Genomic DNA, 16,732 nt, shown 5'->3' with positions numbered 1-16,732 from the left:
TTATTTCCGACTTAAATCTTGTTCCTGGGCCAGCAACCAAGCATAAAATTCAGGGTCACTATAGGGTTTAGACCAACTATCATGATCAGCTTCAGGATCTACTGTGAATTTTGGACTTCCTCCCGCAGCCTTTATCGCATCAACCATTTTTTCTGAACTTGTAACTGGCACAACTGTATCTTTTGCCCCATGAAAAACCCAGACCGGCTTATCTTTTAACACATAAACCTGTCTGGGAAAGCCATAATCAATCGGTGCACAAATTGGTGCAACCGCAGCAAAAAGCTCCGGATAAGCAATGGCAAAATCCCATGTGCCCAGCCCACCTATGCTCAGGCCAGTTAGATAGACCCGCGAAATATCAATTTTGTTCTTCAACACAATTTCTTTCAACAATTCATAAAGTTCATCAGCTTCCCAAAGTTGCCCTTCCTTTAGTTGTGGAGCAACAACAACAGCATCTAAAGAGTTTCCTTCTGCGAGGTATTTTAAGGGTCCGTGAACACTTAATAATGAGGCGTCAGTTCCACGCTCTCCAGAACCGTGTAAAAAAATGATCAATGGCCAATTCTGTTTAGATTTTTTATAATTTTCAGGATAATCAATCACATAGTTCATAGAAACTTCCTTTGTGATCTTCCCATTAAAACTTATTTCTTCTAATTGGGCAAAGAGAAAAGCTGGAAACAATAAAAACAAAATTATGATTTTCATGGTAGTAGATTTATGGATGCGCGTTAACCCATACTTCTCCGTCAGAAAAAAATTCTTTCTTCCAAATAGGTACGGTTTGTTTTAGTCGATTTATAGCAAACTGACAGGCCTCAAAAGCTGCTTCTCTATGTGCTGAGGACACTGCAATTATGACGGGTAGATCACCAATTTTGAGTAAACCTTTGGCGTGGTGAATCGCTATTCTTTTTATTGGATACCTTTGAATGGCATGATCTGCAATAATTTCCATTTCCTTGACCGCCATTGGTTCATAGGTTGAAAAATCGAGTTGCTTTACGTCCTTTTCTGCTGTATGATTTCTTACTGTACCCACAAATAAGGCAATACCTCCGCATGAATCATCGCGCACAAAATCGAAACATGTTTGAATGTTCAATGGTTCAACCGAAATCTTTATGGAAATTCTGTCGTTCATCTATCCTCCGCTAACGGGCGGTAAAACCGCAATAAGATCATTTTTTTGAATAGAATAGTTTCTATCTACATAGCTCTCGTTTACTGCAAAAGCAAAATTCCTTATATCAGAAAAATCTGGATATTGGTTGAGAAGTCTTGCTTCAAAATCTTGAATGGTCGTATTTCCTTGAACATCTATTAAAAGTTCATCTTTCCCAACAATATCGCGAGCTACTCCAAAAAACAATGTTTTAATCTTCACTTTTTGTTTTTCACAAATATAAAAAACATAGCTGATTAAGCAGTTACTTGCTTTTCCCTATTTAGATTGATTTTAAATTTATTTAACTTTTGTAAGTCCAGACCAACAAACCATTGAACAATGTATTTCATCATTTATTTACAGTAACTATTGTTACATAATAACTTCCTGAATTTAATAAATTTGAGTAAAACAGCTCTTTGTGGATAAAAGGCAATCAATTAACCCTATTTTTACTTTCCTCAATGAACCATAAAACAATAGCTTAGAATGAAATTTGGCTTCATCATCGACAATCGAAAATGTATCGGTTGCCATGCTTGTACAACGGCATGTAAAAGTGAACACAACGTTCCGGTTGGTGTTAATAGAACTTATGTAAAACAGGTTGAAAAAGGAGAGTTCCCGAATACCCGAAGAATCTTTTCGGTCATGCGATGTAACCATTGTACAGATGCTCCTTGTGTAGAAATTTGCCCTGTAGAAGCCCTTTTTGTGAGGGATGATGGCATTGTTGATTTTGACAATAATCGCTGTATTGGATGTAAATCGTGTATGCAGGCTTGTCCGTATGATGCACTTTACATAGATCCTGATAACAATACAGCTGCAAAATGTAATTATTGTGCGCATAGAGTTGAGGTAGGAAGAGCACCGGCTTGTGTTGAAGTTTGTCCGGAACACGCAATTATTGCCGGAGACATGGAAAATTTCAACACAGAAATTTCTCAACTATTGGCCAGAGAACAGGTCATGGTTCGCAAACCTGAAAAAGGCACAAAACCCAATTTATTTTATATCGATGGAGACTATCAAAGTTTAAATCCTGAAAGCACAGATAAATCTGGTCCTGGATTATGGAATTCGCAAGCTCGTGGTGTTGGACATTATGCAAAAGCTGCGGAAAAAATGATCAATACCAACGATGAAGTGAATCTGTTACAGTTGAGTATTGATAATGAGTTACAAGCCGCTTATCAAAAGAAAGATACAGAAAACCCAAATTATATAGATGTATTAAACGGAACTGCAAGACGCGTTTATGACACACCCGACAAAGGCATTCTCTGGGGATGGGAAGTTTCGGCATATGTAATGACCAAAGCTATTGCCGCTGGTGCATTTTTAGTCCCCTTTATCGCTGTTTTAATGGGGCATGACCTTACCAAAGAAACTAAATTATGGTCTGCAGGTATTTCATTGGTCTTCCTTGGACTTACAGGATTATTTTTGGTGATGGACCTAGACAGACCGGATCGTTTTTTAAATGTTTTATTCAGACCACAATGGAAATCTTGGTTGGTAAAAGGTGGTTATACCATCTCTATTTTCGGGCTCTTAGTTACTCTTTGGGCAGTGGCAACCATATTCGACTGGTCTATACCAGAAAAACCATTGCTTTGGGTAACAGCATTTTTTGGAGTTCTATTGGCCATTTACACGGCATTCCTATTTGCCCAGGCAAAAGGAAGAGATTTTTGGCAATCACCAGCACTTCCTTTTCATATGCTTATTCATAGTTTAATGGCAGGATCTGCAGTTTTTGTTTTGATCTCTCTTATTACAGGTACATACAACTGGCAATATTTGCTTACCTCAACCCTTTTGTTCTCTACCCTATTGAATTTGTTCACGATTTTCACTGAGATAAAAATTACCCACCCTACAACGGCTGCTAAAACCACCGTTAAAATGATTACAAAAGGACCGTATAAAAATAAATTCTGGCTAGGTACAGTTCTCATTGGAAATGTGATTCCTGTTCTAATCCTGATTTTTACCGGAAATATTTGGTTCACTGCTTTAGCAGCTGTCTTATCTCTTATCGGAATTTATATCACAGAAAAAATTTGGGTTGAAGCCCCACAAAGAATTCCTCTCGCATAAATATTATTGTAAAAAAACTTAGTTATGGGCTACAAAAAACCTTCTTTCATAGAAAATATAGCAGAAAAAATTGGATTGATTCCAAATCTCCATAAAATGGGATATCAAGAACCTGAAAAAGATATGATGTCGTTTTCAGATGAGGAAGTGGCCCAAATGTATGCCAACTTTCCACCTCCCGAAAAATGGGATAACTGGACAGAATACAACCCTGAAGTATGGCCGCGTAAAGAAAAGAGAAATTATCAAATTGTTCCGACAACTTGTTTTAATTGTGAAAGTGCCTGCGGATTAACGGCCTTTATAGACAAAGAAACTGGAGAGGTTAAAAAATTTGAAGGAAATCCTTACCACCCTGGTAGTAGAGGCAGGAATTGTGCCAAAGGTCCGGCGACGATCAATCAAATTACTGATCCAGATCGCATTTTGTATCCCTTAAAACGAAAAGGAAAAAGAGGTGACGGACAATGGGAAAGAATTTCTTGGGATGAGGCTTTGGACACCATCGCTGCCAGAATTAGAAAAGCCCTAAAAGAAGATAGACATAACGAAATTGCCTATCATGTGGGCAGACCCGGACATGAAGGATTTATGGAATGGGTATTACCCGCATGGGGAATTGACGGGCACAATTCACATACCAATGTGTGCTCATCCGGAGCTAGATTTGGATATAATCTGTGGTATGGATACGACAGACCTTCGCCGGATCACTCGGAAGCGAAATTTATTTTATTGATTTCAGCTCATTTAGAATCGGGTCATTATTTTAACCCGCATGCACAGAGAATTATCGAAGGAAAAATGAAAGGGGCGAAATTGGCTACCATGGATCCCAGGTTATCCAATACAGCTTCCATGAGTGATTATTGGATGCCTTCTTATCCCGGAACTGAGGCTGCCGTTTTGTTGGCCATGGCTTTGATTATTTTAGAAAAAGGTCTTTACAACAGAAATTATTTAGAAAACTGGACAAACTGGCAACAGTATTTAGAGGCGCTACATCCCGAAATGGAAGTGACTTTCGAGAATTACATTGCAGCCATGATTGAGACATACAAAGATTTTACACCTGAATTTGCAGAAAAAGAATCTGGTGTCAAGGCAGAAATGATCAGAGAAGTTGCAGTAAAAATCGGTGAAGCCGGAGAAAGGTTTGCTTCTCACAACTGGCGAAGTGCAGGCGCCTCAAATCTTGGTGGTTGGGCCGTATCGCGTTCATTACACTTTCTACAAGTGTTAACAGGATCTGTAGGGACTAAAGGTGGAACTTCTCCAAACTCTTGGAATAAATTCCATCCGGAAGTACCAAATCCTGCTAAACCTCAAAAAAAATGGAATGAACTACATTTTCCAAAAGAGTATCCATTGGCCTTTTTCGAAATGAGCTTTTTATTACCTCATTTTTTAAAAGAAGGGCGCGGAAAAATGGATGTTTACTTTACTAGAGTTTTTAATCCTATTTGGACCTATCCTGACGGATTTTCTTGGATGGAAACTTTGATGGATGAAAATTTATTTGGTTTACATACTGCACTTACACCCACGTGGAATGAAACCGCTTATTTCGCGGATTTTGTGTTACCAATGGGCTTGGCTTCTGAACGACATGATATCAACAGTTATGCCACGCATGGTGGAACTTGGGTGGCATTTAGACAACCTGTTTTGAGAGAAGCAGCGAGAAGAAATGGGAAAAAAGTTCAATATACCTATGAAGCTAATCCTGGAGAGGTTTGGGAAGAAGATGAATTCTGGATCGAACTCACTTGGAGAATAGATCCCGATGGAAGTATGGGAATTCGAAAGCATGTCGAATCTCCATACAGGAAAGGAGAAAAAATTACCATTGAAGAGTATTACCAATACATTTTTGAAAGAGTAAAAGGCTTACCTGAAGTTGCAAAAAAAGAGGGCTTGACGGAATTTGAATACATGGCGAAATACGGTGCATTTGAAATTGAAAAAGGACAATCTTATAAAAAGAACGAAACCCCACTCACATCAGAACAGCTGAAAGACTCCAAGGTTGACCCAAAAACACAGGTAATAAGTAAAAACGGAAAACCCATCGGAGTAATGGTTCAAGGGAAAGCAGTAGTTGGTTTCCCAACACCCTCTCGTAAAAATGAATTTTATTCACAAACCATGGTAGATTGGAAATGGCCGGAATATTCTGTACCTAGCTATATCAAAAGCCATATCCACAATGATGCCTTAGACAAATCTAAAAATGAATATGTTTTGGTTCCTACTTTCCGTTTACCGACATTAATTCATTCAAGATCCGGCAATGCGAAATGGCTGGTAGAGATGTCGAATAGAAACCCTATTTGGATGCATCCTGAAGATGCAAATAAATATAAACTGAAAACTGGAGATCTGGTTAAAATGGTCACTGATATTGGCTATTTTATTGATAAGGTTTGGGTAACACAATCGATGAAACCAGGAGTTGTTGCTTGTTCTCATCATATTGGTCGGTGGAAAAGAGAACAAGACCAGGATGGAAACCGATGGGCCGTCAATACTGTAAAGATGGAACAAGTTCAGGCAGGGAAATGGAAAATGACTACCCTATCGGGTATCAAACCTTTCTTGTCTGATGATAAAGATTCGAAAAGAATTTTTTGGAAAGACGGTGGTGTGCACCAAAACATAACCCATGCCGTTCATCCGGATCCCATCAGCGGAATGCACACCTGGCACCAAAGGGTGAGAATTGAGATACCCGGACCAGGCGAAAATTACGGAGATATTTTTGTAGATACAGATAAGGCTCATGAAGTTTATAAAGAATGGCTTGCCATGACACGCCCCGCACCCGGCCCTGACGGTCTCCGCAGACCTTTATGGTTTAAACGTGCTTTTAGGCCAGATGAATCTACCTATAAAATTGAATCAGATAAAGATTAAAACGTTCCAACTGATTAGCTAAAATGACCTTTACTAAAATCTTTCCTTTTCTAAATTGGATACCTATTGCCAAAAAACATTGGAAAGATGATTTGATCGCAGGAATTACTGGGACCATAATTGTCATCCCTCAAGCAGTTGCTTTTGCAATCATTGCAGGCCTACCTCCTCAATACGGATTTTATACTGCGATGATCGTTCCAGTAATTGCCGCTCTTTTTGGATCCTCCCATCACCTTATATCTGGGCCAACCACAGCCATGTCGATTGTCGTTTTTGCAACCATTTCAAAATTTGCAGACCCCACAACCGAACTGGAAGCTTATGTGGGACTAACCTTGGTACTGACCTTTATGACAGGGGTTTTTCAATTGTCAATGGGTCTGGCAAATATGGGAAAGTTAGTCAACTTTGTTTCCCATTCTGTTATATTAGGGTTTACAGCAGGTGCCGGAATCTTGATTGCATTCAAGCAACTCAAACATATTTTCGGTTTACCTGTGCCCCAAGGTTCGTCATTCTATGAAATTCTATCTTATATAGCCACGCATATCAGAGAAACAAATTGGTATGTTTTTTTGGTTGCCATGAGCACTTTAGCTTTTGCATTGATCATCAAAAAAATAAAAGTTATTTCTCGCTATTCAATGCTCATTGCCATGATATTAGGAAGTGTTTTGGCTTATTTTCTTGGAGGCGAATCGAAAGGAATTGAAACTATTGGTGAGATTACAGGTAAACTTCCTCAATTTAAAATACCAGAGCTATCTTTAGAAAAAGTAAAAACACTTAGTTCGGGTGCTTTAACACTTGCACTGTTGGGTCTGATTGAAGCCGTCGCCATTGCGAGATCTATCACGTTAAAATCACATCAAAGGATAGATAGTAATCAAGAATTTCTAGGGCAAGGATTATCGAATATCATAGGGAGTTTCTTTTCTAGTTATGCCGGTTCAGGTTCATTTACACGCTCGGGGGTAAATTATCAGGCTGGTGCTAAAACACCAATGGCTGCTATTTTTGCCAGTTTTTTTTTAGTTATTGTTCTTCTTTTATTCTCAGGATTCGCAGCCTATTTAGCTACACCGGTCATGGGCGGAATTATTCTCTTAGTAGGCTATAATTTAATTGATTTTGAACACATTAAACAGGTTTTCAAAACTAGTCAACGTGAAATTTTTGTTTTAGCCACTACGCTTTTCGGCACCTTATTTTTTGAATTGGAAACTGCACTTTTAGGAGGTATCGCATTATCATTATTTTTCTATTTAGAGCGCACGGCAAAACCGAATATAGCAGTGATGGGGTTAACAAAGGATCATCTTTTTATAAATACAATTCGAGATCCAGAAACAAAGGAGTGTCCACAACTAAAAATTGTTCGTATAGATGGATCTATATACTTTGGTGCCTTAGAAGTAATCTCAGATTATTTCAATAACCTCTATCAAAAAAACGAAGTAAAAAATGTGCTAGTAATAGCAAAGGGAATCAATTTTGTTGATTTAGCGGGTGCCACATGGTTAGAGCATGAAGTGAATAAATGGAGAGCAAGAGGAGGAAATATATACTTTAGCGGACTAAAAATTGTAAGTCAGGATGTTTTAACAAAAGGTGGTTTTTTGGACCATATTGGCCAGAAGAATTTCTTTAAAGATAAGAAAACCGCAATTGCGGAGATTTACAAAAACCTGGATGAGATAATTTGTGAGAATTGTACGATGAGAATTTTTCATGAATGTAAAACTTATTGATTTAAAATTCTTTACAGAATGTATTACTTTTGCTTCGGAATTCCATTACAATGAAGCTTAGTTCTGTATTGCCTTTTCTAGATTGGGGAAAATCCTATCAAAAATCGTGGTTTAAAAATGATATACTCGCCGGATTAACTGTGGGCGTAATGCTTATTCCACAAGGTATAGCCTATGCCATGATTGCAGGTTTGCCCCCCATATATGGCTTATATACTGCCCTTATTCCCCCGGCCGTGTATACACTTTTTGGCACTTCAAGACAAATGTCTATCGGTCCTGCAGCCATGGATTCTTTAATTGTGGGAGCAGGCTTGAGTACACTGGCAGTCATAGGTTCGGAGCATTTTGTGGTTTTTGCAATTGCTCTAGCCTTTTTTGTGGGTGCTTTTCAACTCTTATTCGGATTATTCAGAATGGGATTTGTTGTCAATTTTCTATCTAGACCCGTCATAAGCGGTTTTACAAGTGGCTCTGCGGTCATCATTGCATCAAATCAAATCGGAAATTTATTGGGATTAGACATGAAAAGAAACAATCATGTACAAGATTTATTCTTCGATTTTATTCACGCTGTTACAGATATCCATTGGATAACAGCTTTCGTAGGCATTTTTTCAATGCTCATTTTAATCCTAACAAAAAAATATACTCCAAAATTACCTGGTGCTTTGATAGTAGTTGTCTTGGGAACCCTTATAACTTTTGCGTTTCAACTCAATAATTTAGGTGTACAAGTTATAGGAAATATACCGCAAGGTTTGCCAGGTTTTAAAATTCCACAAATCAACCAAACCAATTTTACTGAGTTAGGTTCTCTAGGGCTAACACTTGCTCTTATTGGCTTTATGGAAGCCATCTCTGTTGCAAAAACGATGGAGACCAGGCATAACAACTACAAAGTAAAACCCAATCAGGAACTCGCAGCATTGGGTTTTGCCAATATGATAGGCTCATTCTTTCAATCTTATCCGGCAACAGCAGGAATGGCGAGAACAGCTGTGAATGATGAAGCTGGGGCTAAGACTCCCTTGGCTGGATTATTTGCTTCTATCTTAATTGGTCTAACCCTACTCTTTCTTACCCCTATTTTTTATTATTTACCCATCGCCGTTTTAGCCTCAATCATTATTGTAGCAGCCTACGGTTTGCTAGATTTCAAACTGCCAAATAAATTATTGGTTTTTAGTAGGCGAGATCTCATTTTGCTTACCATAACACTTCTAACCACTATTTTCTTTGGTATAAAAGAAGGTATCTTGGCAGGTATTGTCATTTCATTAGGGATGTTAATTTTTAAATCAACCAAACCTCATATCGCTGTTTTGGGGCGTGTGCCAAATACAAATTTTTACAGAAATATAGATCGATTTAACGGACTCGAAGTAAATGATGATATCCTCATTGTTCGCTTAGATGCTCAATTGTATTTTGTCAATACTACATTTTTCAAAGATAAGGTCCAGGCTTTCGCTGAAGAAAAAGGCGATAAACTCAAATTGATTGTACTTGTTTTTGAAAGTATCAACGATCTGGATGGAAGTGCCATTTATGCCCTTGAAGAAATACACGACTATTTTAGCAGAAAAGGAATTATAATTGCTTTAACCGGTATCAAAGGACCGGTTAGAGATACCTTGGCAAAATCTGGTTTAATGAAAAAAATTAGATATGACCATTGTTTTATGAATGTGCAAGAAGCTTTAGATAGTTATTCGAAAAACACATTGAGCAAACCACTTCAATATTCATATCAGGAGTTTATCAAGCAAATAAATCGATAGACTCGGTAACAACTGTTACAAAAGCATTAACCCTAATTCGTTAATTTTGAAAGAATTGAGTTAATGAACAAAAATCACAAAAATATGAAAGTAGAACAATTATTTACAGGATGCTTGGCTGAGATGGCTTATTACATCGAGTCAAATGGAGAAGCCGCTATTATCGATCCCCTTCGAGAAACCGATCCTTATTTGAGAATGGCAGAAACAGATAAGGCAGAAATAAAATATATATTTTTAACACATTTCCATGCAGATTTTGTATCAGGACAATACGATTTAGCACAAAAAACAGGTGCAACCATTGTATTTGGACCAAATGCAAAAGCAGAATATGAAATCTACAATGGAAAAGACGGCGAAGAGTTTAAAATTGGAGATGTTAAGCTAAGGTTACTGCATACGCCTGGTCATACCATGGAATCTTCCTCTTATGTTTTGGTAGACAAAAATGGAAAGATGCCTTATGTATTTACAGGTGATTGTCTATTTATTGGAGATGTTGGAAGACCAGACTTAGCCGTAAAATCTGATATGACCGAAAGAGATCTTGCAGGTCATTTATTCGATTCCCTTCGAAATAAAATTATGACTTTACCGGATGATATTATTGTTTATCCGAATCACGGTGCAGGTTCAGCTTGTGGGAAAAATATGAGTTCAGAAACTTTTGATACTTTAGGTAACCAAAAGAAGACAAATTATGCGCTTAGAGCGGATATGACCAAAGAAGAATTCATCAAAGAAGTTACAACAGGTCTAAAACCACCGCCACAATATTTTCCAAATAACGTGCGTATGAACAAGTCTATCAATACCAGTATTGATGAAGTTTTACACAAAGGAACTACACCTTTAGATCCTCCCACGTTCAAAGAAATGAGCGAGCAAAAGGATGTTCTGGTTATAGATACGAGAACGAAAGAAGCTTACACCGAAACAGGAACTGTTCCTGGTGCATGGTTCATTGGATTAGACGGAAGTTTTGCTCCTTGGGTTGGAGCTTTAATCAAAAACATCAACCAAAAAATTATCTTTATCGCTGATGATGAAAATAGAGTAAATGAAATCGTTACTCGTTTTTCAAGAGTAGGATACGATAATACTTTGGGCTATTTGTTTGGCGGAATAATAAATTGGACAGATCACGGTTTCGAAGTAGATAAGATAGGTTCATTATCTCCTATTGCTTTCGCAAAACAATTGGCGGATGGGTCAATAGAAAATCCATTGGATGTTCGAAAAGAATCAGAGTATTTGTCTGAACATGTTATTGGAGTTGATAATTTCCCTCTTGATTTTATTCATCAAAATTTTGCGGAAATAAATCCAAACAAAACTTATGTACTGCATTGTGCTTCTGGTTATAGATCATTAATCGCAGCGTCAATATTTAAAGCAAATGGTGTTGAAAATGTATTTGATGTAAGGGGTGGTTTCAAAGAAATAAAAGAAACCGATGCTCCTATTTCCGAATATGTTTGTCCAACAACACTGTTATAGGTAATTGATTTTTAGATGTCAAAAAAAGGAGGTAGATACCTCCTTTTTTATTAATTTTATTTAGTTAAAAACCTCTATCATGAAATTACTAAAAGTTATTCCTTTTTTCACATTTGTATTTTTTGTTTTGATCAGCTGTGGACAAAACAGTGAAAGTTCCAACGGAAAAATCCAAAAAGTTAATGTGGATGATTTTAGACTAGCTACAGAAAATGAAGTGATCATTGATGTAAGAACTCCCGGTGAATATGAAAGTGGCCATATTCAAAATGCAATTAATATCAATGTAAATGATTCTGATTTTAAGGCGCGAATAGAAAAACTCAATAAAAATGAGAAAGTCTATGTGTATTGCAAAATAGGATCAAGAAGCAATAAAGCTGCTAAAATCCTTGCCGAAAGTGGGTTCTCTCAAGTTTATGACCTAAATGGCGGAATAATTTCTTGGCAGAGAGCTAACTTACCCTTAGAAAAATAACAATAATGAAAAATGGAATCATATTTTTATCATTCCTGATCCTGTTAACCAGTTGTCAAAAAAAACTGTCAAAACAAGAAACAATAGCCTACCAAGAATTAGGCGCAGAAATTACTAAATCAGCAGGAAAAGAGTTAACCACCCAACTTACTCAAAAACTATCTGAAGGTGGTATAGAACACGCCTTGACCTTTTGCAATGAAAATGCCATCGACATCACAGATAGAATCGCGGATATTTACCATGCGGATGTACAGAGAATTTCACATAAAAACAGAAATTCTGTCAATATGGCTTCATCTGAAGATTTAGACATTATTAATCGTTTTTTTAATGATATGCAAAACAACAAAGAATTGAAACCCATATTAGATGGCAATGACAGTTTTGTAAAGTATTATGCCCCCATATTAACTCAAGAAAAATGTTTAACTTGTCATGGAGTTGTAGGTATAACAATGAATAAAGAAACAGACTCAATAATAAAAAACATATATCCAACCGACCTCGCAACAGGATTTCAAGCAGGAGATTTACGAGGAGTTTGGAAGGTTACATTTAAAGAAAAAATACATGAAAACATCAATTGAAATACTTAATTTAAAATGTGGTGGTTGCGCAAATTCCATCAAAAAAGGTCTTTTAGGATTAAACGACCAGTTAGATGTAGAAGTTGATTTAGAAAAATCATTAGTAACCATAAATACTGAGAATCAAGAAGTAATAAAAAGTGTAAAAGAAAAACTGTCACAAATGGGCTATCCCGCAGAAGACGAATCGAATACAATCCTTCATAAAGCAAAATCGTTTGTAAGTTGTGCAAGTGGAAGAATGAGTAAAGAAGTATAACTATGTCCAGTTTTAATGATATCATCAGTCAAAAAACTCCCGTTTTAGTGGATTTTAAAGCGGATTGGTGTGGGCCATGTAAAATGATGGCGCCTATACTAAAGGAGGTAAAAGATCATTATAAGGAAAAACTCAAAATTGTTAAAATTGATATCGATCAGAATCCTGCAGTAGCACAAAAATTTGGTATTAGAGGTGTACCGACAATGATTCTATTTAAAGATGGACAGTCTGCTTGGAGACAATCAGGAGTAATGCAGGCCAATGAACTTATCTCTGTTTTAAATGCATATGTTTAACTAAAATTTATACAAATGACAAAAAATGTTGGTAATACAGATAAAATCATTCGCTATGTATTAGCCGTTGTGGCACTTTATTTCGCCTATACATGCGCAGTAGCAAGTCCGTGGAATTACTTATTGTATGTTGTAGCCCTTATCATGGTAGTAACAGCAGTAACCGGTGTATGCCCGTTATTCTCTCTCTTCGGAATTAACACCTGTAAAATCAAAAAATAAAGGTTATGTCTTCACATTATCAGGTATTAATCATCGGCGGAGGAACCGCTGGGATTATGGTAGCAGCACAATTAAAAAGAAAAAATAAACTTGTCGATATAGGTTTAATAGAGCCTTCTGAAAAACATTACTACCAACCTGCTTGGACCCTAGTAGGTGCTAATACCTATGATTTTGAAAAGACGGAAAGAGAAATGAGTTCCCTGATACCTGAGGGTGTAAAATGGATTAAAGAACACGCCGAAACATTTATTCCTGATCAGAATAAAGTCATCACTGCTGAAGGTAAAGAATTCACTTATGATTTTCTGGTTGTATGTCCTGGTTTAAGAATGGCACCCGAATTAGTTCCAGGGTTGACAGAAGCCATGGATAAAGGAATTGTTTGTAGCAACTACACAGATCCTCAACATACTTGGGAGGTTCTTCAGAATTTTAAAGGTGGTACTGCCCTGTTTACCATGCCAACTACCCCAATTAAGTGTGGAGGAGCGCCTCAAAAAATTATGTATTTGGCTGACGAGCATTTTAAAAAGAGTGGTGTTAGAGACAAAACTGATATTATATTTGCCCTTCCTGGTGGAGTAATTTTTGCAGTAAAACCTATTGCAAAAACTTTAATGGAGGTGGTGGATAGAAAAGACATCAACGTGCGGTTTTTTCATAAATTGGTGAAAGTAGATCCTCATAAAAAAATTGCCTGGTACGAAATAGACAAAGATTTAACTGCAGGTGGTTGCGTAATTATGTCTGACGATGATACCAAGACCTTGGATAAAGAAATTCAACATAATTACAAAAATGTAAAAACAGAAATCGAAGGTAATTTATATGGAATTCATTTCGACATGATGCATCTTGCACCTCCTCAGGCTGCACCCAAGTTCATTGCCAAATCGCCATTAGCCACTGCTGAGGGTTGGTTGTCTGTCAATGATAAAACCTTGCAACACACCCAATTTTCAAACATTTTTGGTCTTGGTGATACGGCACAATTACCAACCGCTAAAACAGGAGCAGCCATTAGAAAACAAGTTCCTGTTGTTGTGGCTAATATTTTAGAAATGATCAATGCTAAAAAACTAACTGCAAAAGAATACAACGGATATTCATCTTGCCCTCTGGTCACGGGTTACGGAAAAATGGTATTGGCAGAATTTGATTATAGCAAAGAGTTTAAACCCGATCCGATGATTAAGTCGAAGCTGTTTATAGCCGATTCATCTCAAGAGCATTGGCGCCTTTGGATTCTTAAAAAATATATTCTTCCTTATATTTATTGGAATAAAATGATGAAAGGAATAGAGGTTTAAACCTCTATTCCTTATTAAAATTTTAAACTCAAGCCGGCTAAAAAATTAATCTCGGCCTGCGGATAATATCCTGCTCCTTCAATGGTTATTGTTTCACCCGGATTACTCCAAGTATCATCATAAGTATAAAAATATCCGTTTGAAACATATTTTACATTAAAGATATTATTGACCAATAGGTTAAAATCAACCGACTTAAAGATCCAAAAATCATTTAGGGTATACCCAACGTTGAGATCATTAATGAAATAACTATCTAATTTAGAACCTTCGCTATCTATATTCCCCATGTATTGTTCTCCTACATATTTAGAGAGAAGACCAAAATACCACTGTTCATTAGGTTGATACAACAACATATTTGACCCTACAACATCTGGTGAAAAAGCAATATTTGTTTTTCCTAAATCAACGATTTCTCCATCAATGGTAGTTACAAAATCAATGTTTTTATTACTACTCAAGGTTAAACTTGGAATAAGTGTCCAATGATCTAAAAACTTCAACCTGGCATCCAGCTCAAAACCCAATCTATAACTTTCTCCTGAATTTGTTCTTATGGGATTACCTACATCGTCCAACTCGCCGGTTAAAACCAATTGATCCTCATAGGCCATGTAATAAATATTTGCATTGATCTGGGTTTTGGACTTATTTAATCTCCAGCCAAGTTCAAAGTCATTTAGTTTTTCAGGTTTTTCTACCCCGTTTTCAAAATCATTTCTATTCGGTTCCCGATTAGCTCTGGCGTATGAAAAATATATATTTTGCTCTTTATTGATATCGTAGGTTGTACCAAATTTTGGATTAAAAAAAGCATAATTCTCATCTACTACCAAGGCTATTCTATCTGAAGTCAGACCTGTTGTTTTATAATTTACGAAGCGTTCTTGGAGATCACCATAAACAGCCCAATTCTGTCTTATTTTATAAGTGGCTTTTGCGAATACACTAAAATCTTTCTTTGTACCATTACCTTGGTAATAACGATCTCTTATCTCAGAATCTCCTGCAAATCTCGCCCAGATAATTTCACCAAAATGATCTCCATCGTAAAGACTATAAGAACCACCAAATACAAGATCTAACTTAGAATCATTATAGTTTCCTGTGGCATTGATCACGTAAAAATCATTGTCCAGCCACCTCCGTCTAATGAGGTCTGTAGTTTCAATGGATTCACCTCCAATTGAAATGGGATCTATGTCATAATCTTCCAAGGATTCATCTTCTTTATACTGCTCAAAATATCCCTTTCCTTTAGTATAGTTTAAACCAATATTTGTAGACCAATAATTATTTACTTTTTCACTCCAATGTAATTGAAAATGATCTTGCTGATAATTATCTACCTCATTATCATAGAATTGAGTTTCTCCATTTTGATCAGTATAAATACCGGCAAAATTAAACTTCCTATCTGTTTTTAATGTTTCTGCATCGATACCATACCAGGCCTGATAGGTAATTTCATGACCACCAAAAGTAAGTGCTTTGATCAATGTGTTTTCATCTTTATAAGCGCCCTGAAGAAAATACGATTTCAGGTCTGAACTTGCTCTGTCTATGTATCCATCTGAGGTAATCACTGAAAGTCTACCTGCCAATTCAAAATGGTTTCCTATAAGTCCGGTGCTGAACTTTACATTATGCTTGAAGGTGTTAAAAGAACCAAAACTACTATTGATCTCTGCATTCGCCCGATTTGATATCGATTCCGTCAAGAGATTCAAGCTCGCGCCAAAAGCACCTGACCCATTGGTAGAGGTTCCTACCCCACGTTGCAATTGTAAATCTTCTACCGAAGAAGCAAAGTCTGAAATGTTTACCCAAAATGTACCTTGTGATTCTGCATCGTTATAAGGTATTCCGTTAATCGTTACGTTTACACGGGTTGCATCGCTACCTCTCACGCGAATTCCGGTATAGCCTACACCTGCACCGGCATCTGAAGTGGTTACAACAGAGGGTAAAAAATTCATCAAAATAGGAACGTCTTGCCCTAAATTTCGTTTTTCAATTTCTTTTTTCGTGATGGTAGATTGTGCAAATGGAGCTTTTTCATCTACCCGCACAGCCTTTACAACAACTTCTTCTAACTGTACCGTATCTTTTAATACAGCCATGTCTTGTGCCCAAACAGTTGTTTGAAACAGGATGAAGCAAACAATAATTTTTTTCATGATTTACCTTTAAAATTTTACAAATTCCTAAAATTTAAAAGGGTGTTGCCTTGTTGGCGCAGAGAGAATAGTCCCTTAACAGCATTACCTGTTCAGGTTCATTGGGTATTATCTCAGCCGAAAATATTTCAGCACCCCTAAAAAATTACTG

At 36.9% G+C, this 16,732-nt stretch carries 15 protein-coding genes; 11 read left to right on the top strand and 4 right to left on the bottom strand.

Annotated elements, in window-relative coordinates; genetic code table 11:
* From ACFQ39_RS06635 to ACFQ39_RS06625, 3 genes are read right to left on the bottom strand one after another with little or no spacing between them, the layout of a single operon-like run.
* Window positions 1–714 carry a carboxylesterase family protein gene (locus tag ACFQ39_RS06635; RefSeq protein ID WP_377177290.1) on the bottom strand — a complete coding sequence of 238 codons (714 nt, stop codon included), beginning with the start codon at window positions 712–714 and terminating at the stop codon, window positions 1–3.
* A gap of 10 nt (window positions 715–724) precedes the next feature.
* The gene (locus ACFQ39_RS06630) at window positions 725–1,150 is read right to left on the bottom strand and encodes a molybdenum cofactor biosynthesis protein MoaE (RefSeq protein WP_377177288.1); all 426 of its coding nucleotides are present in this window, start codon (window positions 1,148–1,150) and stop codon (window positions 725–727) included.
* Window positions 1,151–1,393: a MoaD/ThiS family protein gene (locus ACFQ39_RS06625; protein ID WP_377177286.1), complete on the bottom strand. Its 243-nt coding sequence runs from the start codon at window positions 1,391–1,393 to the stop codon at window positions 1,151–1,153.
* 270 nt (window positions 1,394–1,663) lie between these two features.
* Here ACFQ39_RS06625 and nrfD point away from each other — a divergent pair, with 270 nt between their 5' ends.
* From nrfD to ACFQ39_RS06570, 11 genes are all read left to right on the top strand, one after another.
* Complete coding sequence (gene nrfD / locus ACFQ39_RS06620) at window positions 1,664–3,280, top strand: NrfD/PsrC family molybdoenzyme membrane anchor subunit (RefSeq protein WP_377177284.1); 1,617 nt, start codon at window positions 1,664–1,666, stop codon at window positions 3,278–3,280.
* Between the two features lie 24 nt (window positions 3,281–3,304).
* Window positions 3,305–6,196, top strand: coding sequence for a molybdopterin-dependent oxidoreductase (locus ACFQ39_RS06615; RefSeq protein ID WP_377177282.1), 2,892 nt, complete (start codon window positions 3,305–3,307; stop codon window positions 6,194–6,196).
* A gap of 23 nt (window positions 6,197–6,219) precedes the next feature.
* Window positions 6,220–7,950: a SulP family inorganic anion transporter gene (locus ACFQ39_RS06610; protein WP_377177280.1), complete on the top strand. Its 1,731-nt coding sequence runs from the start codon at window positions 6,220–6,222 to the stop codon at window positions 7,948–7,950.
* Between the two features lie 50 nt (window positions 7,951–8,000).
* Window positions 8,001–9,734, top strand: a complete 1,734-nt coding sequence (locus tag ACFQ39_RS06605; protein ID WP_377177279.1) for a SulP family inorganic anion transporter — start codon at window positions 8,001–8,003, stop codon at window positions 9,732–9,734.
* 84 nt (window positions 9,735–9,818) lie between these two features.
* Window positions 9,819–11,237 carry an MBL fold metallo-hydrolase gene (locus ACFQ39_RS06600; RefSeq protein ID WP_377177277.1) on the top strand — a complete coding sequence of 473 codons (1,419 nt, stop codon included), beginning with the start codon at window positions 9,819–9,821 and terminating at the stop codon, window positions 11,235–11,237.
* A 79-nt stretch (window positions 11,238–11,316) separates the two neighbouring features.
* Window positions 11,317–11,715: a rhodanese-like domain-containing protein gene (locus ACFQ39_RS06595; RefSeq protein WP_377177275.1), complete on the top strand. Its 399-nt coding sequence runs from the start codon at window positions 11,317–11,319 to the stop codon at window positions 11,713–11,715.
* A gap of 5 nt (window positions 11,716–11,720) precedes the next feature.
* Window positions 11,721–12,305: a Tll0287-like domain-containing protein gene (locus ACFQ39_RS06590; protein ID WP_377177273.1), complete on the top strand. Its 585-nt coding sequence runs from the start codon at window positions 11,721–11,723 to the stop codon at window positions 12,303–12,305.
* The gene (locus ACFQ39_RS06585; protein ID WP_377177271.1) at window positions 12,289–12,564 is read left to right on the top strand and encodes a heavy-metal-associated domain-containing protein; all 276 of its coding nucleotides are present in this window, start codon (window positions 12,289–12,291) and stop codon (window positions 12,562–12,564) included. Before ACFQ39_RS06590 ends, ACFQ39_RS06585 begins: the two co-directional genes overlap by 17 nt.
* Window positions 12,565–12,566: 2 nt before the next feature.
* Window positions 12,567–12,863: a thioredoxin gene (gene trxA, locus ACFQ39_RS06580; protein WP_377177269.1), complete on the top strand. Its 297-nt coding sequence runs from the start codon at window positions 12,567–12,569 to the stop codon at window positions 12,861–12,863.
* A 15-nt stretch (window positions 12,864–12,878) separates the two neighbouring features.
* Window positions 12,879–13,085, top strand: a complete 207-nt coding sequence (locus ACFQ39_RS06575; RefSeq protein ID WP_377177267.1) for a YgaP family membrane protein — start codon at window positions 12,879–12,881, stop codon at window positions 13,083–13,085.
* Window positions 13,086–13,090: 5 nt separating this feature from the next.
* Window positions 13,091–14,398 carry an NAD(P)/FAD-dependent oxidoreductase gene (locus ACFQ39_RS06570; protein WP_377177265.1) on the top strand — a complete coding sequence of 436 codons (1,308 nt, stop codon included), beginning with the start codon at window positions 13,091–13,093 and terminating at the stop codon, window positions 14,396–14,398.
* Window positions 14,399–14,412: 14 nt separating this feature from the next.
* On the opposite strand, the gene ACFQ39_RS06565 is transcribed toward ACFQ39_RS06570, so the two are convergent.
* On the bottom strand, window positions 14,413–16,581 hold the full coding sequence (locus tag ACFQ39_RS06565) for a TonB-dependent receptor (protein WP_377177263.1): 2,169 nt from the start codon (window positions 16,579–16,581) through the stop codon (window positions 14,413–14,415).
* Window positions 16,582–16,732 lie beyond the last annotated feature (151 nt).

This window comes from Namhaeicola litoreus, assembly GCF_042679565.1.
GTDB classification, from domain to species: Bacteria; Bacteroidota; Bacteroidia; order Flavobacteriales; family Flavobacteriaceae; genus Namhaeicola; species Namhaeicola litoreus.
Note: the sequence above shows the minus strand (reverse complement) of the source record. Positions and strands in the feature narration are given on the sequence as shown.